20 protein-coding genes and 1 pseudogene are annotated in these 25,155 nt (G+C 66.0%); 9 read left to right on the top strand and 12 right to left on the bottom strand.

Annotation, left to right across the window (positions count from 1 at the left end):
• Nucleotides 1–57: 57 nt before the first annotated feature.
• The 3 genes from KDB67_RS01280 to KDB67_RS01290 form a co-directional block, all read right to left on the bottom strand.
• Nucleotides 58–1,269 (bottom strand): hypothetical protein, encoded by a 1,212-nt coding sequence (locus tag KDB67_RS01280; protein WP_324384667.1) that lies wholly within the window; start codon nucleotides 1,267–1,269, stop codon nucleotides 58–60.
• 200 nt (nucleotides 1,270–1,469) lie between these two features.
• Nucleotides 1,470–2,213 carry a hypothetical protein gene (locus KDB67_RS01285; protein WP_291011380.1) on the bottom strand — a complete coding sequence of 248 codons (744 nt, stop codon included), beginning with the start codon at nucleotides 2,211–2,213 and terminating at the stop codon, nucleotides 1,470–1,472.
• A gap of 288 nt (nucleotides 2,214–2,501) precedes the next feature.
• Nucleotides 2,502–2,669: a hypothetical protein gene (locus tag KDB67_RS01290; protein WP_291011381.1), complete on the bottom strand. Its 168-nt coding sequence runs from the start codon at nucleotides 2,667–2,669 to the stop codon at nucleotides 2,502–2,504.
• 262 nt (nucleotides 2,670–2,931) lie between these two features.
• Here KDB67_RS01290 and KDB67_RS01295 point away from each other — a divergent pair, with 262 nt between their 5' ends.
• Entirely contained in the window at nucleotides 2,932–4,725 is a 1,794-nt protein-coding gene (locus KDB67_RS01295) for a DUF222 domain-containing protein (protein WP_291011383.1), read from the top strand.
• 24 nt (nucleotides 4,726–4,749) lie between these two features.
• Here KDB67_RS01295 and KDB67_RS01300 read toward each other — a convergent pair.
• Nucleotides 4,750–4,982, bottom strand: a pseudogene (locus KDB67_RS01300) (VapC toxin family PIN domain ribonuclease); the annotation flags it as partial.
• Between the two features lie 162 nt (nucleotides 4,983–5,144).
• Here KDB67_RS01300 and KDB67_RS01305 point away from each other — a divergent pair.
• Nucleotides 5,145–6,914 (top strand): hypothetical protein, encoded by a 1,770-nt coding sequence (locus KDB67_RS01305; protein ID WP_291011385.1) that lies wholly within the window; start codon nucleotides 5,145–5,147, stop codon nucleotides 6,912–6,914.
• A 75-nt stretch (nucleotides 6,915–6,989) separates the two neighbouring features.
• Entirely contained in the window at nucleotides 6,990–7,367 is a 378-nt protein-coding gene (locus tag KDB67_RS01310) for an SDR family NAD(P)-dependent oxidoreductase (RefSeq protein ID WP_291011387.1), read from the top strand.
• 72 nt (nucleotides 7,368–7,439) lie between these two features.
• On the opposite strand, the gene KDB67_RS01315 is transcribed toward KDB67_RS01310, so the two are convergent.
• From KDB67_RS01315 to KDB67_RS01345, 7 genes are all read right to left on the bottom strand, one after another.
• A complete protein-coding gene (locus KDB67_RS01315; RefSeq protein WP_333716179.1) occupies nucleotides 7,440–8,495 on the bottom strand; it encodes a methyltransferase in 1,056 nt (351 codons plus the stop codon).
• A gap of 49 nt (nucleotides 8,496–8,544) precedes the next feature.
• Nucleotides 8,545–10,887: a glycosyl hydrolase family 65 protein gene (locus KDB67_RS01320; RefSeq protein WP_291011391.1), complete on the bottom strand. Its 2,343-nt coding sequence runs from the start codon at nucleotides 10,885–10,887 to the stop codon at nucleotides 8,545–8,547.
• Nucleotides 10,884–11,888, bottom strand: coding sequence for a PfkB family carbohydrate kinase (locus KDB67_RS01325; protein WP_291011394.1), 1,005 nt, complete (start codon nucleotides 11,886–11,888; stop codon nucleotides 10,884–10,886). Before KDB67_RS01325 ends, KDB67_RS01320 begins: the two co-directional genes overlap by 4 nt.
• A gap of 25 nt (nucleotides 11,889–11,913) precedes the next feature.
• On the bottom strand, nucleotides 11,914–13,404 hold the full coding sequence (locus tag KDB67_RS01330) for a sugar porter family MFS transporter (RefSeq protein WP_291011396.1): 1,491 nt from the start codon (nucleotides 13,402–13,404) through the stop codon (nucleotides 11,914–11,916).
• A gap of 121 nt (nucleotides 13,405–13,525) precedes the next feature.
• Nucleotides 13,526–14,692 (bottom strand): ROK family transcriptional regulator, encoded by a 1,167-nt coding sequence (locus KDB67_RS01335; protein ID WP_291011398.1) that lies wholly within the window; start codon nucleotides 14,690–14,692, stop codon nucleotides 13,526–13,528.
• Between the two features lie 108 nt (nucleotides 14,693–14,800).
• Nucleotides 14,801–16,198 carry an aspartate aminotransferase family protein gene (locus KDB67_RS01340; RefSeq protein ID WP_291011400.1) on the bottom strand — a complete coding sequence of 466 codons (1,398 nt, stop codon included), beginning with the start codon at nucleotides 16,196–16,198 and terminating at the stop codon, nucleotides 14,801–14,803.
• 45 nt (nucleotides 16,199–16,243) lie between these two features.
• The gene (locus KDB67_RS01345) at nucleotides 16,244–17,767 is read right to left on the bottom strand and encodes a CoA-acylating methylmalonate-semialdehyde dehydrogenase (RefSeq protein ID WP_291011402.1); all 1,524 of its coding nucleotides are present in this window, start codon (nucleotides 17,765–17,767) and stop codon (nucleotides 16,244–16,246) included.
• A 125-nt stretch (nucleotides 17,768–17,892) separates the two neighbouring features.
• Between KDB67_RS01345 and KDB67_RS01350 the strand changes: the two genes are divergently transcribed.
• Genes KDB67_RS01350 through KDB67_RS01365 form a run of 4 tightly spaced genes read left to right on the top strand, consistent with a single transcriptional unit; the run spans nucleotide 17,893 to nucleotide 22,216 of the window.
• A complete protein-coding gene (locus KDB67_RS01350; RefSeq protein WP_324384664.1) occupies nucleotides 17,893–19,485 on the top strand; it encodes a PucR family transcriptional regulator in 1,593 nt (530 codons plus the stop codon).
• Nucleotides 19,486–19,515: 30 nt separating this feature from the next.
• On the top strand, nucleotides 19,516–20,541 hold the full coding sequence (locus KDB67_RS01355; protein ID WP_291011406.1) for a hypothetical protein: 1,026 nt from the start codon (nucleotides 19,516–19,518) through the stop codon (nucleotides 20,539–20,541).
• 24 nt (nucleotides 20,542–20,565) lie between these two features.
• Nucleotides 20,566–21,348: an SGNH/GDSL hydrolase family protein gene (locus KDB67_RS01360; RefSeq protein ID WP_291011409.1), complete on the top strand. Its 783-nt coding sequence runs from the start codon at nucleotides 20,566–20,568 to the stop codon at nucleotides 21,346–21,348.
• A gap of 4 nt (nucleotides 21,349–21,352) precedes the next feature.
• The gene (locus KDB67_RS01365) at nucleotides 21,353–22,216 is read left to right on the top strand and encodes an exodeoxyribonuclease III (RefSeq protein WP_291011412.1); all 864 of its coding nucleotides are present in this window, start codon (nucleotides 21,353–21,355) and stop codon (nucleotides 22,214–22,216) included.
• Here the strand turns inward: KDB67_RS01365 and KDB67_RS01370 are convergent.
• Nucleotides 22,183–22,863, bottom strand: coding sequence for a TetR/AcrR family transcriptional regulator (locus KDB67_RS01370; protein WP_291011415.1), 681 nt, complete (start codon nucleotides 22,861–22,863; stop codon nucleotides 22,183–22,185). The two genes, KDB67_RS01365 and KDB67_RS01370, sit on opposite strands and share 34 nt — an antisense overlap.
• 103 nt (nucleotides 22,864–22,966) lie before the next feature.
• On the opposite strand from KDB67_RS01370, the gene KDB67_RS01375 reads away from it, so the two are divergent.
• On the top strand, nucleotides 22,967–24,085 hold the full coding sequence (locus KDB67_RS01375; RefSeq protein ID WP_291011418.1) for a hypothetical protein: 1,119 nt from the start codon (nucleotides 22,967–22,969) through the stop codon (nucleotides 24,083–24,085).
• Between the two features lie 4 nt (nucleotides 24,086–24,089).
• A complete protein-coding gene (locus KDB67_RS01380; protein WP_291011421.1) occupies nucleotides 24,090–25,118 on the top strand; it encodes a phosphotransferase family protein in 1,029 nt (342 codons plus the stop codon).
• The last annotated feature ends 37 nt before the right edge of the window (nucleotides 25,119–25,155 follow it).

Raw genomic sequence — 25,155 nt, forward strand, 5'->3', positions numbered from 1 at the left:
AATCCGATATCGTGACAACCAATTCGCGGGACGAAATCTGCGACGCGGGAACGTCCGTTACCGGACGGCGTAGGCCGGGAAGACGACGAGCGAGCCGTCGGCTTTTTGGGCAATCTCGATCGCGACGTCGCTGCGGGACTGGGTGGAAGGCATCCGGTCGGGGAGCTCGCGCAGTCGTGCAGTGGTGTTCAAGAGCTTGTCGATGTCTCCGGCTCCGATGGTGAAATCCATGATTCCGTGTGATCGATCGAGCCTCAGCGTCGAAAGTCGTTGTAGGAACTCCGAATGGTCACCGACCAGTTGGTTGAGGCTGCGCTGGTCGGACTTCAGTGCGTCGACGAAGTTCTCGAATGGGTTGTCCTCGTCGTGTTGCGCATGTTCGACGGCCTGCAGAACGAGCACGCGATGTTTGAGTGCGATGGCCAGGTCAGCCAATTCGAGGTACGCGTAGAACTCACTGTCCGGGTCGTCGATGCCGGGGATCGCTTCACGTAGTTTGGCGAGTTCGACTTTCGGTCCTTCGGGCAGTTGGCCGAGCGCGGTGAGCCACTCGCGTAAACGGCTGTCGGCCAGACTGATTCCCTTGTCGATGACATGCACCGCGGTGTCGAGTCCGAGGGAGTGGCCCACGCGACCGCGATCCAGCAGGACCGCCGTCGCCTTCTCGATCGCGGGCACACACGCATTCAGATCCGTGCGTTCACTGTCCAGGTTGGCCTTGTCGAGCTTCTTGAGGAGTGTTTCGAGCCGGGCGATGGCCTCCTGACGTTGGCGTTCGGCGTGGGCACTGATACCGACTGCGACAGCCATCAGGACCAGCGGAGCGGCGACGGTCAGCACTCCCGCACCGGCAACGGCGGTTCCTGCCGTCGCCGCCGAACCGCCGACGGCGCCCATCGCCGCCGACTTACCGGCGACGACGGGCACGAACTTTGCCTGCGCCGCAATGCCCGTTTTTCCCACCAGTGCGCTGTGGATGCCGCCACCCGCCGCCTTCATCGATGTGATGACACCACTGCCGACCGATGCCGCAACCTTGTCCGGAACGACCATCCGGTACAGGGTCTCGCCGGAAGCCGCTACCCGTGCCTTCGGGGTGTTCGACACCAACTGCGCGAGATGCTTCGCCAACGGACTCGCGCTTTCCAGTGGAATCCCACGCTTCTCGTCGAGGTTCTTGGGCGACGGATGGGCTTCGAGTGTGGCAATGGGCGACGAGGCGAAGGTGGCCAGCGCACTCCGCAGCTGGTCGAGCTTGTCCGGCGTCATCTGCTCACCGCGGGCCAGATCGGGGCTTCGGCTTCCTGCGTGGCCAGCGTCCAGACCGGCACGACGGCCTGCGTCGTGTTTCTCGTGTAGTCCACAGCCACGTGCGCCGCTCCGCGGCTTTCAGGGCGAAACCCTCGACCGGTTCGCATTGCGGAAGATCCTAGCGCGAGACTCCGACAATTCGCCCGGCCGGTGCGCAGCTATCCGGCTGCGGTAAGGCGCGCTGTCAGCGATCCGAGGTTGGGCAGGTATACCTGCGCCCAGGCGTGGGATTCGACGGCGGTGTCGCGCAGCGCGTCGGCGTGATGGTGGTCGGCGACGGCGGATGCGGCGGAATCCAGGTCGTCGATGGTGTTGACACGGTCGAGCCAGTCCTGTCTGTCGGCCCGCCGCTGCACCTCCGTGACGATCGCCCGGTACGCGTCGAGCGCTTCGAGTCGCGCGAGCAGGGCGTCGATCCGTTCGTCGAGGATGCGGGACTTCTCGATGTAGACGCCGACGATCTCCGCGTCGAGCGCCCGCTGGGCGATCGGTGCCGGTCCGAGTAGTTTGTCTTGTTCGGCGAGGGTTTTCGCGGCTTCGGTCAGGTAGGTGATCTCGGCGGTCAGGTCGACCCGGACGCTGTGCAGGTCGAAGAAGTCGCGTCCCCATACGGGCGTGCGGTGGATGCTGTCGGCGACGTGAGCGGCGGTGACGGCGATACGGCCGGCCTGTTTGCGGGACATGACTTCCAGGGCCTTGCGTTCGTCGTCGCCCAGTCGGTAGTTGCGGTTGAGGCGCTCCCGGGCGATCTCGGGGGTTTCGTGATGTTCGGGTGCGTCGACGAACGGCAACCAGCTCAGCCCGACCGCACGGGCACGCAAGGTGAAATCCCGACCCAGCCAAATATCGGCGACCATGATGGCGAAACCGCCGTATTCGCCCTCACCTGGCCGCCGGGCCATTGGCAACATTGACTGCCGGGTGATCTTGTCACACAACGCGTTAAGCCGATCCCTGTGGTTGCGACGATCCGTCGCCAACTGCTGCAGCGGTGTCGGGGGAGGTTTCCGGAATATTCGGTGGGTCCCCGCAGCCGGAGATCCGGACCTACGGCGTACACCTCGCGCGACAGCCAAGCTCACCAACACCACACCGGCCATCACGACCAGCACCAATTCGGACATGGCGGAAGTCAACCACGGTGGTACGACATGGGCCGGTACCGGCACCTGCGCCCAATGTGTACCGATTCACGTACTCCTGTCCGAGGTCGGTTGATCGCCGCGAGCATGGACTACGTGGGATTCGCCGATCGCCGGCGGGGAATGTTCGAGTTGATGTTCCGGCACGACCAGCTCGACGGTGCGGGCGCCGGCCGATTTCGGTTCGGCGTTGAGGAGTTGCTTGGACGCGGACACCCCGGCTCGTCCGGCGTGTCGCGGGCAACTCGCTGCGCGGGAACAACTTGTCGAACATATCGACGGAAGGACTGGTATTCGATTACCTGTTCTAGTAATCTGATGAGTATCAGGCAATCGTGGCCGGGAGGGGTTGCCCGGCCACGATGAGTACCGCAATCGGTGATCGCAGAACGGGGGATGAGAAATGACCGAACCGAATTCGGGCTCGGCAGTCGTCGACCCGCATGGTCTTGATCGGTGGAATCAACTGAGTCACAGTATGTCTGAGTTTCTTGAATTCGCCGAAGGTTGCGTCGACGCCGAGCGGGTCACGAAGTTGATGACGGCTGTGGGTTCGGTGCGGGCGGTTGAATCGTTCACCGCGTGGGCGCAGTACGCGGCGATCGCCGCGTTGCACACCGAGCTGGTGGCGACTGAACCCGCCGACTACCGGATGCTGGATGCGCATGCCCAACTCGGCGCGCGTATCGCGATGAGCGGGGCGCTGACCCAGACGATGGGCGAACGCCTTGTCGACGAGGCGGTGGCGTTGCGTGATCGTCTCCCGCAGGTAGCGCTGTGTCTGCGCGACGGTCTGATCACCAAAACCCATGTCACCACCGTTGTTTCGCGTACCGAGCTGATTGAGGGAACCGAGCACGCCGAGGCCGTCGACGCCGAGATCGCCGCGACCTTGCGCCGCCGCGAGGGCGCGTGGAGCCGGGCGAGGTTGCGGGATATGTGCGATCGGATCGTGTTCCGTCGCGACCCCGACAGCGTCCGGCGTCGCCGTCAGCAGGCCCACGACGATCGTGGTGTGTGGGTGGACACCGGCCGTGAACACGGCATGGCCGCGCTCGGTGCGTCGATGTCGGCCGAGAATGCCCGCATCGCGTTCGAGTCGGTGAAAGTGCTCGCCGCCTGCGCGTGCAAGGATGACCCGCGTCGTATGGCGGCCCGGCGAAGTGATGCGATGTTCGCCCTGCTCACCGGCCAGCAGTTCGCCTGCGAGTGCGGCCTGGCCGACTGCCCCGCTGTCATTCCCGACGCCCGGTGCCTGCCGCAGGCGCAGGCACGGATCGTCCTTCACGTCGTCTGTGATGAATCCACCATCGACGGTGCCGCTGACAATCCTGGTTTCATGGACGGCTACGGTGTGATCGATGCCGATCACGTCCGCGACATCGCTGCCCAATCACACACGCAGGTACGGCCTTTGGTTCCCGAGGTGAAGAGTCCGGTGGGTGCGGACACGGACGCCTCACGGGGTTTCGAGGCTCGCAAGCTCGCGCCTCAACCAGCAGATGATGGCAATACTCGTAAGTTCACGTTTCAGCCATCTGAGTTCCATGCTGACCAGGCAACCCCCACGCCGGTCGACGGCGCAACTCCGTCGCAGGTTGGCGACGTGACCCCTTTGCTGGTTGGCGATGTGACCCCCTCGCTGGTTGAGGTGCGAGGAGCGCAAGCGACGAACCTCGAAGCCCCGCACGCCAGCGATGTCGGCAACCAGCCACTCCCGTCGCACCTGCCGTCCGATCCGTACCGCCCGTCGCAGGCGCTGGACACGTTCATCCGGATTCGGGATGGCTATTGCACGGTCCCCGGCTGCGAAACCCCGGCGTGGTCAGTCGATCTCGATCATGTCACCGAGTACGACCACCAGCACCCCGACCGTGGTGGCCGCACAGATCCGTTGGGCCTCAACGGAAAATGCCGCTTCCATCATCTGCTGAAATCGTTCTCCCTCTGGGTCGATGACCAATACCTCGACCCCGACGGACACACCGCCCGAGTCTGGTACACCCCGGAAGGGATCCGGATAGATGGTCCACCCGAGGACAACACTGCGCTGTTCCCAGGGCTCAAACGTGTCCGCTTCACTTCGCCGGCTATCGGCACCTCGCACCACAGCATCGAGCAGCCGATGCGCGAACGCACCCGCACCGCGGCCAAGCATGCCCGGCGCCGCCACGAACGCGAACTCAACCGAGCCGACCGGGTCGTCGGCCCCGGCTACCGGCCAGCTCCCCGCACCGTCGACACCAACGACTATGGCCCACCACCCTTTTAGCGACGCACGAGAACGGCCGTGGGCTCAGTTGCTGTTGAACAGTAGGCGTTCGACGGGTTGGCCTGTGATTTCGGCGATGAGCTCGAAATCCTTGTCTGTAGTACCAGGCCTTGGGTTTCGGCCAGCGAGGCGATCAGGAGGTCCGGAACCGATGGAGCCCTGTGCTGGCCGAGTCGGGCGAGGATGCCCTGTACTTCGATCGCTCGGTGTTCGGATGCGGGTGTGGCATAGACCAGGGGCATCAGCGACAGCGGTGGTCCTGCGAGCGCGTCGTGCCAGTCGGTCGCGCCCAGGGTGTCAGCCGCAACGTGGCTGTGCGTCGTGATCTGGACACCACCACATCGCCGCGTGTAGCGTCCGTCACTGTAGCGATTGGGGTGGGGCGATGGGGGCGTGGCCGAGGGCAAGGGGGCTTTCCGATGCGTATCCGTAGCAGGCTGTTGACGACTGTGACCGGGGCGGTGCTGGTCGCGCCGGTGATCACCTTGGTGGGGCAGGGTGCGCCGGCGTCCGCGGCGCCGTCGAGTCTGGAACGGGTCGAGCGGGTGTATCAGTCGTCGTCGCCGATCACGTCGGTCGTGTCGTCGGTGGTGCGGCATCGGGTGCCGCTGGCAAAGTCTGTGGGACCGCATCCGGCGCAATGTGATTGGGTGTCGTACCTGCGGTTCCGGGCTGCCGACGGTCCGGAGAAATCGGCTGATGCGGACCGGATTCTGGTGGCGCAGCCCGGCATTCTCGAAGGGGCGGGCGCGTTCGAGTCCATCGCCAAGAACACCATCGTGAAGGCCGCGAAGCAGGGTAAGCACATCGAGTTCTGGGCACTCGACCGTCGGTCGAACTGCCTGGAAGACCACACCGGGCTTGAAGCCGGCAACGCGAAGAAGTCGTTCGATGTCGCCGCGGACTACTACTTCAAGGGAAAGCCACTGGGCGGCAAGAAGTTTACCGGGTTCACCAACAATATCGACAACGTCACCAAGTACCCGTGGCTGAAGAATGTCGGCGTAAAGCAGACGCTCGAAGACCAGTACGCCATCATGAAAGCCGACATTCCTGACCAGCAGGGCCGCAAGCAGAAAGTGTTGTGCGGCGGACATTCTCTCGGTGGTTTCATCACCGGGTACTTCTCCGAATGGGATTTCGACGGCAATCGCGCCACCACCGACGACGCCGGATTCAACCAGTGCGCAGGCTATTTCGCGTTGGACACCGCCGTGACCTCCGACATGACGATCGTGACGGATGCGTTGAACCTGCCGTCGGGCGTGCGGAGCATGGTGCAGATGCCGGCGATCCCACGGGAACTCGGGCAGGCGCTCGATCTCATGTACGGGCTGTACGACACAGTGCTGCCGGTGCTGGCGCTGCCCACTCTGATCAATCCGGAGACGATGAACCTGCTGGCGCTGGCCGCACTCGCGGCCAACACCGACCCGCACGGCGCCAACAGGGTGCTCGAAGCGCTGCCGCGCAATCTGAACATCGTCTCGACGCTGCGCATCCTGTTGTCCAAGGACTATGGGACGGCTATCACCGGACAGCCCGACATTCTGCGTATCCGCGCCACCAACGAGGCTACGCTCGGCGCGATCATGGACGATAATTCGATGCCGTTCGGTATCCTGCAGGCCAGTATCGGCATGGTCGCGCCCGGTGGTCCCGTGCAGGCCAAATCCTTCCCGTTTCCCGACGCTGTTGCGGCGGCATTCCCTATGTCCCATGCGATCTGGGGTGACAACAAGAAGTTCGCACCCAGCAGACTCGACGGCCGGACGCTGTACCGGTGGTCGGACTACGACGAGATCTCACCCACGGACACCCGCACCAGTCCCTGGCAGGAGATCACTGCCATCGGCGAGTTGGCGCGCAACATGTCCGAGCCGCCGCTGGACTTCACCGAATGGTATTTCCCCACCGCATTGATGACCGGACTCACCAACCGCAGCAGCCCTGACGGCTTCCGGCACCGGCTGTACCCCGGCGCGGCATTGGGGTCGCCGATCGTGACATTCCAGGCGGGTGGCGGCATCGGTGTCGATGCCCCGGACGGCCACGGTCGCCTCGTCAAGCTGCCCGGATACAACCACCTCGATGTGCTGACCGCGGCAGCGAAACAGAACAACGGCAAACCCGAACGGGTGTCGGAGAATCTGGCGGCGATGGCGGTCGACCCGCGATCGATGAGCTGAAATCCCCGGCCGCTTACAGCGACCTCGCAGCCGCTCTCGAACGTGGCCCCAGGCCCGCGCCGTGCAATGGTTGTCATGAGAACAGCAACAGCAACAGCAACAGCAACAGCAACAGCAACAGCAACAGCAACAGCAACAGCACCTGGCACACGTCTTTGCAGCGCCGTCCTGGTGGTCACCGACGGCACACCCCGCAGCCGCGACGTCGTGATGCGCTCCGTCGGAGCGGGATACAACGTCGTGGTCGTCGGGCGGCAGGCGCATGACGTCGTCGACTACCTGAATGCCGATCTGCACGAACAGGTCTGGGCGTTCATCGCCGACCCCGCCGACCCCGAACAGGTCTCGAACATCATCGAGCATGCCATCGATATCGCCGGCCCGCTGATGATGATCATCGACCCGGCGGGGCTGCTCGCCGACGTCGACGCCGCCGACCGACGCGTTGCGTGAGCCACAACCTCGCGCCTGGTCCGAAAGCAGGCAACCCCCGGTCGAAATCGGATGTATCGGCGAGGGGGCGAATCAGCGGCGGACTGAAACTGTGACAGTGAATTTGGTGTTTCGGGCGATCTGGCGGGTGGGGCCGACGGTGCGTTCGAGGAGTGGGCGGTAGCGCAGGTGGGAGTTCCATACACACCATAGTTCGCCGTCGGGGGCGAGGACCCGGCCGGCGTCGGTGAACAGGTCGCGCGCGATGTCGGTGGAGACTGCGGCGTCGTTGTGGAACGGCGGGTTGAGGACAATTCGAGCCTCCGACGAATTATCTTGCAGTTCAAGGCCGTTGGCTTGGGTGACGGTTATGCGGTCGGACACCCCGTTAAGGCGTGCGGTGGCGCTTGCCGATGCGACCGCGGTTGCGCTGCGATCGGTGGCGGTAACTCGCAGTTGCCGATCCCGCATTGCCAGCCAGGTTCCGATGGTGCCGTTGCCGCAGGCCAGGTCGACGACGCGCCCGTGATGGGTGAACCGGTCGAGCTGCGAGACGAGGAAGCGGGTGCCGATGTCGATGCGGGTTCCGGCGAAAACTCCGCCGTGGGCGGCGACGGTGAGCCCGAGGTCGTCGTGGCGTTCGGTGCGTGGCCACTGCGCGAGTTCCCGCCGGGCGTCGGCCGGACGCGGACCGGTGGCGATCAGCACCCGCGACTTCTGCCGGGCGTGGCTGACGTCGACGCGGTCGAAAACGGTGCGTAGTACGTCGTTCATGGTCGGCGTCATGTGTTTGATCCGGCCACCCGTGACAACGCTCACCTGCGGCGATGCGTGTGCGGCGATGACTGCGGCCACCTCGGCGAGCCTGTCAAGGGACCTCGGCAGCCGCAGCAGTACGACGTCGGCGCAGGCGAGTAGCTCCGGCCCGAGTGGCAGGCGCGCGTAGTCGGCAGCGGCCGCGTGTTTGTCCAGAGACCGTTCTCCGGTCACCAGATCCTGGTGAACGCGGATGTCCTGGACCCCGGCAGCGGCCGCTCCCAGGGTGAGCGCGCCGTCGACGTCGTCGATCACCACCGCACGCGACGGCCCGGTCAGGTAGGGGGCCGCTTCATCGAGGATCAACCGGTCCGGCGGTGTACTCACATCCACCCGCAGCACGCTACGCCGTCGGCCCCCCGACGGCCGACGGCGTAGCCTGTCAACGGGTGGCCGTCGCCGGCGTTCCCGGGGTCAGGGCGATACGCTCGCCCCACACGGTCACCACCTCGTCGGGTCCGTCGCCGACCAGTTCGAGCAGCACGTCGTCGTGTCCGAGGTCGGCGCGCACCGTGCGGCCACGCCAGTGCACCGAGAATCGCACTCGATCCCACGACGACGGCAGCGCCGGGGAGAACGACAGACCGTCCGGTGTGGCGAGGAAGCCACCGAATCCATGGGTCACGATCTGCCAGGTGCCACCCGCCGAGGCGATGTGCATCCCTTCCTCGGTGTTGCCCTGGTTGTCGTCGACGTCGACATATGCCGACCGGGCGAAATACTGCTCGGCCTTGGTTCGGTCGCCCACCTGCAAGCCGACGATCGCGTGGATCGACGGGCTGAGCGAGGACTTGTGGACGGTCCGGGGCTCGTAGAACTCGTAGTTGGCGTGCCGGGTTCGCAGCGAGTAATCGTTGGGGAGCACGAACATCAGCATCACGACGTCGGGCTGTTTGAGTAGCGACGTGTCCTCGCACGTGAAATGGTCGTACCCCTCGGGGTAACGGGGCATGTCGTTCTCGTCCCATTCTGTGATCGGGACGACGGTCCGCTCGAAATAACCGTCGAACTGCTCGATCACCCCGATGTCGGGGTCGACGGGTGCGACGATCTGTTCCGCGGCATCGGCCCAGCCGTCGGCCTCACCCGCGGCGAGCCCGATCCGTTCGGCAAGCGCGGCCAGCGCATCCGGGTGGGTCTGTGCCATCCGGGCGTGGACCTGTGCGGCCCGTTCCAGATGCCAGCGCACCATCCGATTGGTGAACGCGTTGTTGTCGACGTGCGAATGGAATTCGTCCGGGCCCATCACCGTGTGCAAGACCAGCCGGTCGCCGTCGCGGGTGCACCGCTGCATCCAGAAGCGGGTGGTCTCGAACAGGATCTCCGCACCCTCCCCGTACAGGTAGTCGACGTCGCCGGTGACGTCGGCGTAGCGCACGATTGCGTACGCCACGTCGGCGGTGACGTGCAGTTCCTCGTCACGGGTATAGAAGCGATTCTGGCCGTCGGGGGTGAAGCGTGGACATTCTTCGCGTCCGGTGTCGGCGGACTCCCACGGGTACTGTGCGCCACGTATTCCGTTCTCGCGCGCCAGTTCTCGCGCCCCGCCGAGGGTATGGTAGCGATAGCCGAGCAGCGATCTCGCGGTGTGCGGCTGGGTGAACAGGAAGAACGGCAGCATCATGATCTCGGTGTCCCAGAACACGTGCCCGCGATATCCCTCCCCGGACAACGACTTCGCGCCGATGTTCACCGTCGGGTCGTCGGGGTTGGCCGCGATCAGCAGATGGTAGATCGAGAACCGGACGGCATGTGCGGCTTTGTCGTCGCCGACGATCTCGCAGTCCGCATCGGCCCACAACTGCTGCCACCGCCGCACCGATTCGGCTTTCGCCTCGTCGAAACCGGGGGCGGCGAGCACAGTTGCCTCGGCGCGGGCCGCCGGTTCGGCGTCGGAGCCGGGGTCGCGGCCGGTGGCGATGCCGACGAGTTTGTCGACGGTGACGCTCGCCCCCGCCCGTACCTCGCTGAAATCTGCTTCGTCACTGACTCTTTCGTGACCACGGTGGTGTCGCGTCAGATCGGCGGTCGGATCGGTGTCGGTACGCATCCCGTAGACGATCGCCACATCCGAGGAGATGGTGCGGGTTCCGATGAGGCCGACCGGGCCGCGTTGCTCGCTGCCGGTGGAGTGCAGGTGTGTGGACAGAGCCCACTTGTCCCACTTGCGATCCGGGCCGAACGTGGTGCCGTCCGGGTAGGCGGGGAGCCGTTCGAGATTGCGGCGGTGGGCGTCGACGCCGGTGCGGATGAACACCCCGGCAGCCCGTTCGAGCGGGGTGACCGTGATCCGCAGGCCGCACAGGTTGCGGTCGGCCATACTCGCGAACCGCTCGGTGTGCAGCAGCACCGGCGAGCCGTCGACGAGGAATGTTGTGTCCCTGGTCAATACGCCGGTCCGCAAGTCCAGTTCCCGGCGGTGTGCGGTGATCGGTGCCGACTCCGGATCCAGGCGGGTGCCGTTGACGTACACTTCGGTGTCGAGCCAGTCGGGTGCGTTCACCAGATCGGTGACGGGGGAGTCGTAGTCGTCGTAGACGCCGGCGAGGAAGGTGCCCGGCAGCGCGCCGGTGTGCCGTTCCTCCAGTGACCCGCGGGTACCCAATCGGCCGTTACCGACCGTGAGGATCGTCTCGAAATAGTTGGCACGCTGAGGATCCCAGCTATTCTCGACGACCGTCCACGTCGCGGTGTCGGGTGCCGACGGCGCGGTGGGTGCGCTCACGACGACGCCGCCGAGAGTCCGTATGCGGCCGCGATCTGCGCGTCGGTACCTTCCAACGGCAGGTACACCGACAGATCGCTGCCCGAACAGCGTTGTGCGCCCATCGCATTGCCGTAGCGGGCAGCCGTCACCAGATCGCCGGACACCAGGTAGCCGTACGCCATTCCCGCGGCGAACGAGTCGCCGCAGCCGGTGGTGTCGACTACGTCTGTCACCTCGATGCGCGGCACGAGTTCCTCACGTAGCTCGCCGGATTCGCCGCGGAAGTAGAGGGCGCAACCCTCCTCGTCGAGGGTCACGCACACCGATGTCACGCCACGATCGAGGCAGTGCTGGGCGAACTCGGGCAGTTGCTCGCGGGGTAGCGGGGCGCCCAGCAGATCCGGATCGCCGCCCGGTGGCGGGAACCACGCACAGCCCGCTTCCTCCAGGTTCATCTTCATGATGTCGATGGTCGGCAGCCAGGCGTCCCGGTCGATCCACAGCCTGCTCACCCGTTGCCCGGCGGCCGTCAGTGCGACAGTCGGTCCGTGACAGTCGAGCATGATCGTGGCGTCGCTGTTGGCGCGGATGTACGCCAGCGTCGGCTGGGCGACCTCGTAATCGGTGATCGGTACACACACGAAAGCATCTGAGTCCAGGGCGAATTCGACGTCCTGCGGTTGGATGGGATGCATGAATCCGGTCTGGCGCTCGTCCCGGAAATTCTGGTCTCGGAACGTCAGCTCGACCACGTCGCCACGGTCGCTGTCGGCGCGGATGCCGGTGAGGTCGACATTGCCGAATGGCGCGAGCTTCTCGTGGATCGCGTCGAGATCGTCGCGCCGGACGTGCACGATGGGGCGCACCACGTCGTCGGGTCCGAGTAGCGACGACAGTGCTGCGACGGTGTAGAGCGCGCAGCCGTACTTGTCGAAGACCTCACCCCGATGGGTGACGATGTGGTCGCGCGGGATGGGCCCGAGGACGGCGACCTTGCGGGGGGTGCTTGCGGTTGTCATGTCGATGGTCCTTTCTCGCAAGTGCTTACGCCGACGCCCCGGTGCCGGATGGTTTGTGGGTGATGCCCGCCTGGGCGTCCATGTCCTCGAGCGTCAGGCCCTTGGTCTCCTTGACGAACTTGGTCACGAACAGCAACGAGAGGAACGCGAAGGTGGCATACATGCCGTAGGAGAAACCGAGGGAGAACGACTTGAGGCTCGGGAAGCTGACGGTGATCGCCCAGTTGGCGGTCCACTGACCGGCGGCAGCCAAAGACAGTGCGGCACCACGGAATCGGTTGGGGAACATCTCACCGAGCAGCACCCAGACGACCGGTCCCCAGCTCAGTGCGAAGCTCACCACGAACAGGTTGGCGGCGACCAGTGCGATCGGCCCGGAGGCGCCGGACAACTCGGGCTGCATCTCACCGTCGGAGTTCATCACCTGATCTGCGGTGCCGAAGCAGACGGCCATCACCGCGAGCGTGACGGTCATGCCGATTGAACCGACGAGCAGCAGCGGTTTGCGGCCCACCTTGTCGACCAGCATGATGGCGACGAACGTGGCGACGATGTTCACCAGTGAGGTGAACACACTGGTCTGGAATGCCGAGGACTCTTCGAATCCCACTGCCTCCCACAGCACGTTGGAGTAGTAGAAGATCACGTTGATGCCGACGGCCTGCTGGAAGATCGACAGGATCAGGCCCACCCACACGATCGGATAGACGCCGCCGATCGGACGTTTGAGGTCCTTCCACGACGGCTTGTCACCGGTGAGGCTGTCCTGGATGCGGGTGATCGTCAGTTCCAGGTTCTTCTCGCCGAACAGCAGGGTCAGCACCTTGCGTGCCTCGGGAAGCCGTTGTGTGGCAACCAGATAGCGGGGTGACTCGGGAATGGTAGTGGCCAGGGCGCCGTACACGACGGCCGGCACGATCATCGCCAGGAACATCCAGCGCCAGGCTTCCAGGCCCAGGGCGAGATCTTCGCCGGCACCGCCCGCCATCTCGGCGAGCAGGTAGTCCACGAGCAGCGACAGGAAGATGCCGAGCACGATGGCCAGCTGTTGCAGCGAGCCGAGTCTGCCGCGGATCCGGGCCGGGGACGTCTCGGCGATGTAGGCCGGCGCGATCACCGAGGCGACGCCGACGCCGACACCGCCGACGATCCGGAAGAACACCAGCGACCAGATCTCGGGCGCGAACGCCGAACCGACGGCGCTGACGAAGAACAGGACCGCGGCGATCTTCATCACCTTCAGGCGGCCGATGCGGTCGGCGATGCGGCCCGCGTTCAGCGCGCCGGCGGCGGCACCGAGCAGTGCGGAGGCCACCGCGAAACCGAGGGTCGAGTCGGCGATGTCGAAGTCCTTCTGGATCGACGAGACCGCGCCGTTGATGACGGCACTGTCGTAACCGAAGAGCAGGCCGCCCATGGCCGCCACCGAAGCGATGAGAATGACCCGGTTGCCCGACGACTCCTCGTCGTCGCCGAACACCGCCGGACCGTCGGGGATTGCCCCGAATTCGCTCATAGTCGTGTCCTCTCTGCGTCGGGCACGCCACGGGCCCGCCTGAGTTGGATGTGATTCCAATCACATGCAACTCGCGCCGAGAGAAGACTTCAACGGATTGCTAAGAATTGGTGCCGATCGTTCAAGAGTTGAAGACGGCGGCCGCGCCGGCCTCCCGCCGGGCCAGGGCGATGGTCCCCAGGACGTGCGTGCGCGCACCGAGCGCACCCGGCTTGATATGCACGGACTCGGCCGCGGCGGGCACCCCGCACCGGCCGATCACCCGCTCGATCGCGGGGATCAGCAGTGCCGACGCCTGCGCCAATTCGCCGCCGACCAGGATCATCTGCGGGTTCAGCAGGCTGCACAGGTCGGCGAGGCTGCGACCTACCTGCAGACCGACATCGGTCAACAGTCGCTCGCATGCCCGGGAGCCGTCCTCCGCCCGGCGGACGACCTCACTGATGGTCAGTTCCTCGCCGACGACCGGGGCGAGCATCGCAGTCACCCGCCGCGCCGACACGACGGTCTCCAGACAGCCGCGGTTGCCGCATCGGCACAGTTCGCCGTACTCGTCGAGCGTGGTGTGTCCGATCTCGCCCGCGGTGCCGGCGACCCCGCCGTAGAGATGTCCGCCGATGATCAGTCCTGCCCCGACCCCGTCGGAGAGCTTCAGGTATACGACGTCGGAGTATCCGACGCCCGCGCCCCACCACCATTCGGCCAGCGCCCCCAGATTGGCGTCGTTGTCGACGACGACGCGCACCGGCAGACCGAGCGCCTCGGTGGCCACGTCACCGGCGTTCACCCCGACCCAGCCGGGCAGGATCGACGGCGACCCGACGCGTCCGGTGGTGCGGTCGATGGGTGCGGGCAGTCCCATCGCCGCCCCCACCACCTCGTTGCGATCCACGCCGGCCCGGCGCAGCGTTCGCTCGGTCATCCGGGCGGCCTCGGCCATCCCGTCGTGCGCCGAGACGTCCTTGGCGAGGTCGATGCGTTCCTCGGTCAGTACATCGTGGTCGAGGTCGGCGACGGCGACGCTGATGTGCCGGTGCCCGTAGTCGACGCCGACGACGAAGCCGGGGCCCGGTGCGAGCCGGACCGTGGTGCGCCGGCCGGGCCCGTCGTTGGTGACCACATCGCCGGTGGCGCGCAGGTGGCGGATGATGTTCGAGACCGTCGCCTGGGACAGTTCGGTCCTGCGGGCCAGTTCGGCCTGTGACAGGTCCCCGTACTCGCGCAGCGCCTCGAGCACCCGGCCGCGATTGAGATCTCGTAGTGCCTGCGGCGAACCGGGCCTGCTCATGGCATGGCCCGGTGGTGCGCGTCGTCGTCCGTCGCCATCGTTACCGCCGATCGTCGGGGTGTCCGTTCAGATCATGTGTACACCCCTGTACCGGTATCGCGGGGCCTGTCAGAGGCTGCGGTCGGCAACCTCCAGCGCCTGGTCCAGGATCGCCAGCCCCTCGCGTGCCTCGTCGTCGGTGATGATCAGCGGCGGTACGGCGTGGATGCGGTTGTAGTTGGCGAACGGCAGCAGGCCGAGCTTCTTGCATTCGGCGACAACGGCATTCATCGCATCGCTGGTGCCTCCGTACGGGGCGAGCGGCTCACGGGTGGTGCGGTCCTTGACCAGTTCGATGGCCCAGAACATGCCGACACCGCGCACCTCGCCGACGCTCGGATGACGCTGCGCGAGTGCTTGCAGGCCCGGTCCCATGACCTCGGCACCGACACGTGCGGCGTTCTCGACGATGCCCTCGTCGGTCATCGCGTTGATCGTGGCGACGGCCGCCGCGGTGGCCAGGGGATGACCGGAGTAGGTGAGGCCGCCCGGGAAGGGGCGCTCATCGAAGGTCGCGGCGATGTGCGGGCTGATCGCCACACCACCGAGTGGCACATATCCGGAATTCACGCCCTTGGCGAAGGTGATCAGGTCCGGGATGACGCCGTCACATCCCCCGTCGCTTCGCTCGCCCGCTGCGTGCTCGATGGCGAACCATTTGCCGGTGCGGCCGAAACCGGACATGACCTCGTCGGCGATGAAGACGATGCCGTAGCGGTCGCAGATTTCGCGCACACCCTGCAGGTAGCCGGGCGGTGGCACCATGATGCCGGCGGTGCCGGGCACCGATTCGAGGATGATCGCGGCGATCTGGCCGGGGCCCTCCATCGCGATCACCTCATTGAGGTGGGCCAGCGCGCGCTCGCATTCTTGTTCCTGCGTTTCGGCATGGAACCGCGACCGGTACAGGAACGGGCCGAAGAAGTGCACCACGCCGGAGTCGCCGTAGTCGTTGGCCCAGCGCCGGGGATCACCGGTGATGTTGACCGCGGTGTCGGTGCCGCCGTGGTAGGAACGATACCGCGACAACACCTTTCGGCGCCCGGTGTGCAGTCGGGCCATCCGCACCGCATGTTCGACGGCGTCGGCGCCGCCGTTGGTGAAGAAGACCTTGTTCAGCTCGCCGGGAGTGCGTTCGGCGATCAGCCGCGCGGCCTCCGATCGGGCGTCATTGACGTGGGAGGGTGCGATGGTGCACAGCTTCTGTGCCTGCTCGGCGATCGCGGCGACCACCTTGGGGTGCTGGTGGCCGATGTTGGTGTTGACCATCTGTGACGAAAAGTCCAGCAGCCGTGTGCCTTCGCCGTCCCACAGGTAGCAGCCCTCGGCCTTGGTGACGGTCATCGGGTTGAGTTTGGCCTGCGCCGACCACGAGTGGAACACGTGCTTGCGGTCGAGTTCATAGGCGCGGCGGCCCGCTTCGAGGTCGGCCTCGGAGACGGCGGGCGCGTTGTCGATGGTGGTCATGAAAGGTGATTCTCCTTCAAGGATGGACGGTTCGCCGTGCTGGTCTCAGACATTCTGGGGGAAGCCGAGATTCAGGCCGTCGGTGCGGACGCTCGGGTCCTGCCAGCGGGTGGTGATGGCCTTCATCCGGGTGAAGAAGTTGACCCCTTCGATGCCGTGGGCGTGGGTGTCGCCGAACAGCGAGGCCTTCCAGCCGCCGAAGCTGAAGTACGCCATGGGAACCGGGATCGGCACGTTGATGCCCACCATGCCCACCTCGACCTCGTTCTGGAAGCGCCGGGCCGCGCCGCCGTCGTTGGTGAAGATGGCGGTGCCGTTGCCGTACGGGTTGGCGTTGATCAGGCCGATTGCCTCCTCGTAGGTGTCCACGCGGACCACCGACAGCACGGGGCCGAAGATTTCGTCTGTGTAGCAGGACATGTCGGTGGTGACGTTGTCGAGCAGGGTCGGGCCCAGCCAGAAGCCGTCCGCACCGCCGTCGACCACGACACCGCGGCCGTCGAGAACGATGGTGGCGCCGTCGGTTTCGGCGGCGTCGACATAGGAGGCCACCTTGTCGCGATGCACCTTGGTGACCAGCGGGCCCATGTCGGCATCGCCCGTACCGTCGCCGGTCTTGATGGTGGCGGCGCGCTCGGCGATCTTGGCCACCAGGGTGTCGGCGATCTCGCCGACTGCCACGCACGCGGAGATCGCCATGCAACGCTCACCGGCCGAACCGAAACCTGCGTTCACCATCGCTGCAGCGGCCTCGTCGAGATCGGCGTCGGGGAGCACGATGGCGTGATTCTTGGCGCCGCCGAGCGCCTGCACACGCTTGCCTGAAGCGGTTCCGGTGGCGTACACATACTGCGCGATCGGGGTGGACCCGACGAAGCTGATCGACTTGATCTTCGGGTTGGTCAGCAGCTCGTCGACGGCGGTCTTGTCGCCCTGTAGCACGTTGAACACACCGTCGGGCAGGCCCGCCTCTTTCCACAGTTCGGCCATCCACAGCGACGACGACGGATCCTTCTCGCTCGGCTTGACCACCACGGTGTTGCCGGTGGCGATTGCGATGGGGAAGAACCACATCGGCACCATCGCCGGGAAGTTGAACGGCGAGATGATGCCGATCGGGCCGAGGGGCTGGCGCACCGAATGCACGTCGACACCGGTGGAGGCGTTCTCGGAGAACCCGCCCTTGAGGAGATACGGGATGTTGCAGGCGAATTCGACCACTTCCTGGCCGCGGCCCACCTCGCCGAGGGCGTCGGAGAGCACCTTGCCGTGTTCGGCGGTGATCAGTGCGGCCAGCTCGCCCTTGCGCTTGTTGAGCAGCTCGCGGAAGTTGAACAGGATCGCGGTGCGCTTGGCCAGGGAGGTGTCGCGCCACGCCGGGAACGCCGCCGCCGCGGAGTCGATGACCAGCTGAGCGTCGGCGACCGAGGCCAGCGCCACCTGCCCGGTGACCGCACCGGTGGCCGGGTTGGTGACCGGCGCGGTGTTGCCGGAGTCGCCGGCGAAGAGCTTGCCGTCGCACCAGTGCGAGATCGTGCCCGTGGTTGATGTGACTGGGGTTGCAGACATGTGGTGGGGACCTCCGGGGAAACGCTGTGACCTGTGGGTTCTTCCAGTATGGGGCTGGTCCGCGCGGATTTTTCCGGACAATCTGTATCGCATATGCGATTCGGGTTTACAGTTTGTCAATGTCGATGGCAGTCACCGAAGTCATCGCGCTGCCTGAGGTGACGCGGGGCGAGCCGGTGGTGCTCAGCGACGCCGGAGCCGACCGCGAGGTGCGGTGGGTCCACATCAGCGATGTCGCCGACATGTCCAACCTGCTCGAAGGTGGCGAGATCGTCCTCACCACCGGCGACGCTCTGCGCGCCGACCCACGGCCCTACCTGACCGCGCTCGCATCGACCGGTGCGCTCGGGGTGATCGCCGAGTTTCACCGCGACTGGCATGTGGTGCCGCCGCGGATTGGTGAGTTCGCGGCGTCGCTGGGGCTGACGCTGGTGATTCTGCGCCGTGAGGTCAGGTTCGTCGACATCACCGAACGTGTGCATCGCACACTCGTCGCCGAGCAGTACGAGGCCATCGACTTCGCCCGCCGCACCCATGAGGTGTTCACCGAACTCACCCTCGGCCATGCTGATGCCGCCGACATCACCGATGCCGCGGCCGAACTCCTCGGCACCGCTGTGGTGCTGGAGAATCTCGGCCACCAGGCGGTCGCGTCGTCGGGGGCGCTCGCGTCGAATGTGTTGCGCGACTGGGAGAGACGGTCACGGCAGGAGGATATGCGGGGCGAGGCGTGGCTTCCGGTGTGGGTGGGTCGCGAGGGTGATCGGTGGGCGCGGCTGATCGCGGTGCAGCCGGGTGACCGGGACCGCACCGTGATGGTGCTCGAACGAGCCGCCCAGGCCCTCGAGATGGCGCGGATGGCCGAACGCGATCAGCTCGACCTCGAACGTCAGGCGCAGGCCGGACTGATCGATGATGTTCTGCGCGAACGTATCCGGGATGAGAAGGAAGTCCTCGCCCGGGCCGTCGCGCTCGGCTTCGTACCGGCGGCCGAGTATGTTCCCGCCGCACTGCGTGTCGCCGACTGGCCACTTGAGCCCGATCCGGTTGCCGCGCAACGCCGTACCGCGCAACTGCTCGACATCGTCGTCAGCGGGGTGCGGGCTGCCGGGCACACCGGCCTGTTCTCCGTTCGCGACTTCGGTGAAGTGCGGATGGTGTTGTCGCTCAACATCAACCGTGGACGCTCACGTCGTCAGGTGGTGGATGACCTGGCGCGTGCACTGGTTCGGGATATCGGCCGGATCACCGGCCTCGGCAATGTCGTCGTGGGATCGGCCGCCTCGCGCGGCGGAGTGTCCCCCGCGATCGGAGCCCTGGCCGAGGCCCGTGAGGTGGCGCAGGTGGCGGCGTCGATGCCGGCGTCGGGACGCATCGTGTTCGAGGTGTCCGATATCCGAATCCGCGGCCTGGTGTCGTTGCTGCGCAACGACCCTCGCGCCATCCGCTTCGCCGAATCCGAACTGCGAGACCTCATCCTGCACGACATCCAGACCGGCACCGACCACGTCGACGTCCTGCGCGCCTACCTACGGCTCGCCGGCAACAAGAGCGCACTCGCCGCCCACCTGCACCTGAGCCGGCCCGCCGTGTACTCGCGCTTGGCGCGGATCGAGGCGATCGTCGGTGATCTATCCGACGGTGAATCGATGACGTCGCTGCATGTTGCCCTGCTGATCCTCGACGCCCAGTCCCGTGCGACGGGGCCGATCACGTAGGGCATGTCTCCCGGCGCCTATTCTCAAGCGATGGACCCAGAATCAATGGCGCGGGCACTGCTCGACGCGCAGGTGGAGTGGACCGTCAATCGCCTCACCGGCGACGAACTGCCCGGACTCGCAGCTGGTCTCGTCGACGATGTGCTCGCCGTCGCCGAGACCGTCACGCTGGCCTCACTTGCCGACCCGGAGACGATCAAGTCGATCGCCCGCATGCTGTCCACTACGGTTCCGCCGAGCGTCGCGGCGTCGACACTGGTGGAGCGGGGCGCCGAGATCCTGATGTCCAACCCGGCGGGCACGTACGCCCTCGGTGAGGTGGTCGACCGGGACAACGTCGCCCGGATCACCGACGAGGTGCTCGCGCTGACCCCGCTCATCGAGGAACTGCTCGATGATCTGACCCGTAGTCCGCTGACGGCCACCCTCGCCTCCCGGTTCGTCGGCCGCATCGTCAACGACGTCGTCGCCGGTAACCGGGCGGTGGCCGAGAAGATCCCCGGCATCGGGTCGCTCGTGTCGTTCGGGTCCAAGGCCGCGGGCCGGGCGATCGGCACCGCGGGTGATCAGTTCGAGACGCTGTTCGGTGACACCGCGGCCAAGGGCGCCGAGTTCATGATGGGCAGACTCAACAAGATCATCATCGCCATGCTCAACGATCCGTCGGCGCGCGCGGCCGTCCTGGAGGTGTTCGACCTGTACGCCGGCAAGCCGGTCAAACCGCTGAGCGAGATCATCTCCATCGATGACGCCAACCGTATCGCCGGGATCGGCCAGGACGTGGTGATCGCCGCCGCCGTCGCCAAGCCGGTCCACAAACTCATCGACGCATTCATCGACGGCTTCTTCGCCATCTACGGCGACCTGCCCGCCGCCGAGATCCTCGACGACCTCGACCTGACTCGCGAGATCCTTGCCGACTACGCCGTCACCGCCGCCCCCCGCGCCGTGGCCGCGGTCGCCGACTCCGGAGAACTCGACCGCATCATCCGCGACCACCTCGCCCCCTTCTACACCTCCCCCGAGGTATTGGAGATCCTCTCCGGCGAGGCCTGATCGCCGGTAGATATGGTCGGCATCATGGGTGAACAGCAACAGGTCTGTGCAAGCGTCCGGTATGTCGCGCTCGGTGACAGTTTCACCGAGGGGGTCGGGGACCCGCACCTGACCGCCGAGCCGATGCGTGGGTGGGCGGATCTGGTGGCGGAGGGGCTGGCCGCCCATCATGGCGGTATCGCGTACGCGAATCTCGCGATCCGCGGGAAATTGCTGGAACCGATCGTCACCGAACAGATCGACCAGGCGCTCGCGCTCGACCCGTTGCCGACGATCGCCACCCTCAATGGTGGCGGCAACGACATGATGCGGCCCGGGATGGACGCCGTGACCCTCATGGAACTCACCGAACAGGGGGCGCGGCGGCTTCTCGACGCCGGGGTGCGGCCGGTGCTCCTCGCGGGGGCCGACCCATCGGGTGGCCTTCCGTTCCGGAAGGTGTTGCACGAGAGGGGGGCACAGCTCACCGAACAGGTCGGCAAGCTAGCGGTCACGCTCGACGTTCCGTTCGTGAACGCCTTCGTCGACGACAAGGTACGGGCGGCCGAATATTGGTCCGAGGACCGGCTGCATCTGAATCCGCACGGGCATCGGCGGGTGGCCAACCTCGTGCTCGACGCTCTCAGCGTCGAACATCCCGACGACGACGCGCTGTCACCCGTCACCTACGGAGTCCGATCCCATGTGCGTTTCGCGCGAGCACATTTCGCGCCATGGCTCGGCCGTCGCCTCACCGGGCGATCGTCGGCCGACGGGCGCACCGGCAAACACGCCACCTGGACCGAACTGGTACCCGACGCGGGCTGAGGATATGACCGAGTTCAGTGTGGCCTCGTTCAATGTGAACGGGATCCGGGCGGCGCGTCGCCGAGGGTTCGACACGTGGCTGGCCGACCGTGCGCCCGACGTCGTCGGGATTCAGGAATTGCGTTGTCCGGAAACGGAAGTGGGGGAGTTTGCGGGGTATGAGGCGGCGGTGGACGTCGGTTCGGTGGCCGGCCGCAACGGCGTGGCACTACTGACCCGCATTTCCCCTGCCGCGGTGCGGACCTGGGTCACGCATCCACCGAAGGCGCGCGGGCTCAAGGAGTTTGCCGAGCAGGGTCGCTACATCGAGGTCGACCTCGCCGATCGGGCCGTCACCGTCGCCTGCCTGTATCTGCCCAAGGGCGGGCTACCGGCGGAACGACAGAAGTCAGGCGGGATGCGCGATCAACCCGACGGCGGTGTGAAATACGAACGCAAACAACGATTCTTCGCCGCATTCGCCCGGGAACTGAACCGGAACAGGCTGGCCGCGCAGCGCGAGGGGCGTGAGTTCCTGCTCATCGGCGACCTCAACGTGGCGCACACCGAGCATGACGTGACCAATTGGCGGGCGGCCCGCGCGATGGACGGATTCCTGCCCGAGGACCGGGCATGGTTCGACGAGATCCTCGGCAGCAGAAGGCTTGTCGACGTAGTGCGCCGGGTGCACGGGGACCGGCCCGGACCGCTCACCTGGTGGAGCTGGGCCGGGGCATCGTTCGCCAAGGACGTCGGGTGGCGCGTCGACCATCAGCTCGCCACCCCCGGGCTGGCGGCGCGGGCGCGCAGCGTCGTCGTCGACAAGGAACCGTCGGCGGCGGAACGGCTATCCGATCACGCACCGCTGGTGGTGACGTTCGGGGAGTAGCGCGGCGATTCCGGGGTGTGGGTCCCGACGGCTTCCCGCTGCTGCGCGAGGCGCGCGCGGACGAGGAAGGCGAGGGTGTCCGCGGTGCTGTCGCAGAAGGCGTCGGCGTCCTGGTGGCCACGGGTGAGTCCGCGGACGATGGTGGTGGCGACGAGGATGTCGAACATCTCGTTGCCCGCGGCCGTGGCGGCCTCCGGGGCGTCGGGGGCCTCGGCGACGATGCGGTCGACGAAGGCGAGCCGGATGGGGTTCTCGGACCGGGCCAGCAGGTCGTCGTATGCGTTGATCCGGGAGTGCTGATATGACGAGATCAGTCCCGGCAGTGCTGCCCGGACCGGGGGGTCGGCGAGTTGCGCGAGAAACATCCTGGCCCACGTGTTGAGGTCGGCGAGCAGGTCGTCGGTGGCCGGCGGCGTGGTGGCGTCCTGCACCCCGAACACCGCTTCCTCGACGATCTCCTCCTTCGACGACCAGCGCCGGTAGATGGCGGGGGTGGCCACGCCCGAGCGGCGGGCGATGGCACTGATGGTGGTCTTGGTGTAGCCGACCTCACCGAGCAGGTCGCGGGTGGCGGCCAGGATCGACCGGTCCAGTCTCGGGTCCCGTGGCCTACCTGCGGAAACGGGTTCCTGTATCTGTTCGGTCACGGTTGATGACGATACCGGAGAATACGAGTCTCTCGAATCAAATACGTAGTGACTCGATATGTAATATATTGCGATCAGTAACCCAGATCACAGGAGAATGCCGATGCTCACCCCGCAGGATGAACTGCTCACCCACCAACTGCCCACCACCTTCGACCACGTGGGTCAAAGTGATCTGCGCTGGACCGAACGCATCGTCATGTACGGATTCGACCGCTCCGGCGACATCAGCATCATGACCGGCATGGCGCGCTACCCCAACCGCAACGTCATGGACGCCTACGCGATGGTCACCCTCAAGGGCCAGAAGGCGCGAGTGGTGCGGATGTCCACCGAGATCAGTGCCGCCCCCGCCGCACTCACCTCGTGGAGCATCGGCCCGTACACCTACTCGATCACCGAACCTCTCAAGACGGTCACCTCGACGCTCGACTCCAACGAGCAGGGCATCAGCCTGCACCTGGAGCTGACCGGCACCTTCCCGGCGTACGAGCAGACCCCCGCCTTCCACCGCACCCGCGGCCGCGTGCAGGAGGACGCCCGCCGCTTCTACCAGAACGGCATCGTCACCGGCTGGATCGAGGTCGACGGCGAGCGCATCGAGATCGACCCCGACCGCTGGTGGTTCGGCCGCGACCACTCGTGGGGGGTGCGGCACGGCGGCGGTGGCGGCAGCCTCTCCGAAGGAGACAATCGCCAGCCCCCGGAGATCCCGGACGGCGTCCTCTGCTACATGGGCATCTTCCAGTTCGACGAAGAGTTGGTGCATTTCGCGCAGCGCGAGACCAGCACCGGGCAGCGCTGGCAGTTCGAGGGCGAAGTGCTCTACCCGCTGGAGACCGGCCGTGACTCGCTGCCGATCATCGACGTCGAGCACGAACTCAAGTTCCGCGAGGGCCGCCGCGTCATCGACGCGGACAGCGTCTTCGCCGTGCACCGCTCCGACCGCAGCACCGACACCATCAGCGTGACGCCGATCTGTGACTTCTGGCCGGGCCTGGCCGGATACGACGAGTACAACGGTTACGCCGCCGGCATGTGGCGCGGACCGTCGTACATCGACGGCTTCACCGCCGATCTCACCGATCTCGAGGACATGAAGAAAGTGAGCATGGTCAGCGAGACGCTGTGCGAGGTGCGCATGGGCGACAAGGTCGGCTACGGCCTGGTGGAGATGGTGTTCATGGGTGCCTACCCGCGCTACGGCTACACGGGCTGGTGAGTCGATGATCGAACGTGTGGACGAGGGCGCACTGGCCGGGGCGCTGACCGCGATCGTCCGCGAGAGGCTGGCCGACGACGACGCCACCGTCGTCGAAGTGAACCGTACCGAACGCGGATTCTCCACCGAGACATACCTGTTCACGGTCAAGGATGGTTCGGGGGCGTCCACGGATCTGGTACTGCGACGGCCGCCCGCGGTCTCGCTGTTCCCCGACTACGACCTGCGCAGGCAGTACGTGGTGATGGAGCGACTGGCCAGGGCGACGGATCTGCCGGTACCCACCGGCAAGTGGATCGACCCGTCCGGCGACAATCCGCTCGGCACACCGTATCTGGTGATGAACCGGATCGCCGAGGGCAGCGCGCCGAGCGACTTCCCGTCGTACCACACCGCGGGCAACTACTTCGAGGCCGACGAATCCGGGCGCAGGGCAATGTGGTTCGGCTGCATCGATGCGATGGCGCGAGTGCACAAGGTGGACGTCGATGCGGCTCGTCTCGGATTCCTGGCGATGCCGCAGTACGGCACCCGGCCGCTGGAACAGATCGTCAACTACGTTGACATGGCGGTGCATTGGGCTGCGGACAGCATCTCGCCGACCTACGATCGGGCCCTCGCCTGGCTCCGGCAGAACGAGTACGAACCCGAGCACACCACGCTCCTGTGGGGTGATGCGCGGATGTCGAACATCCTGTACGCACAGGATCATTCGATCACCGGTGTGCTCGACTGGGAGATCGCGTATCTCGGTGATCACGAGGCCGATCTGGCGTGGATGCTGTTCCTCGACTGGGCGTCGAGCGAGTTCGAGGGACATCCGGCGCTGCCGGGCACACCGACCCGAGCCGAATCGATCGCCCGGTACGAGGAGCAGACCGGGTGGAAGGTGAGGAATCTGGACTACAACGAGGTCCTGGCGGCGGTGCTGCTGGCGATCCCGATTATCCGGATGTCGGCTTTCCTCAACCTCGGTCCCGATGTCGACATCATGGGATTCTGCACGGCCCGGATCGAGCAGATCATCAGCTGATACCGGCGGACGGGGATACCGAGTTCGCATGCGGCAG

It is taken from the genome of Gordonia sp. (in: high G+C Gram-positive bacteria), assembly GCF_020438995.1.
Lineage (GTDB): Bacteria > Actinomycetota > Actinomycetes > Mycobacteriales > Mycobacteriaceae > Gordonia.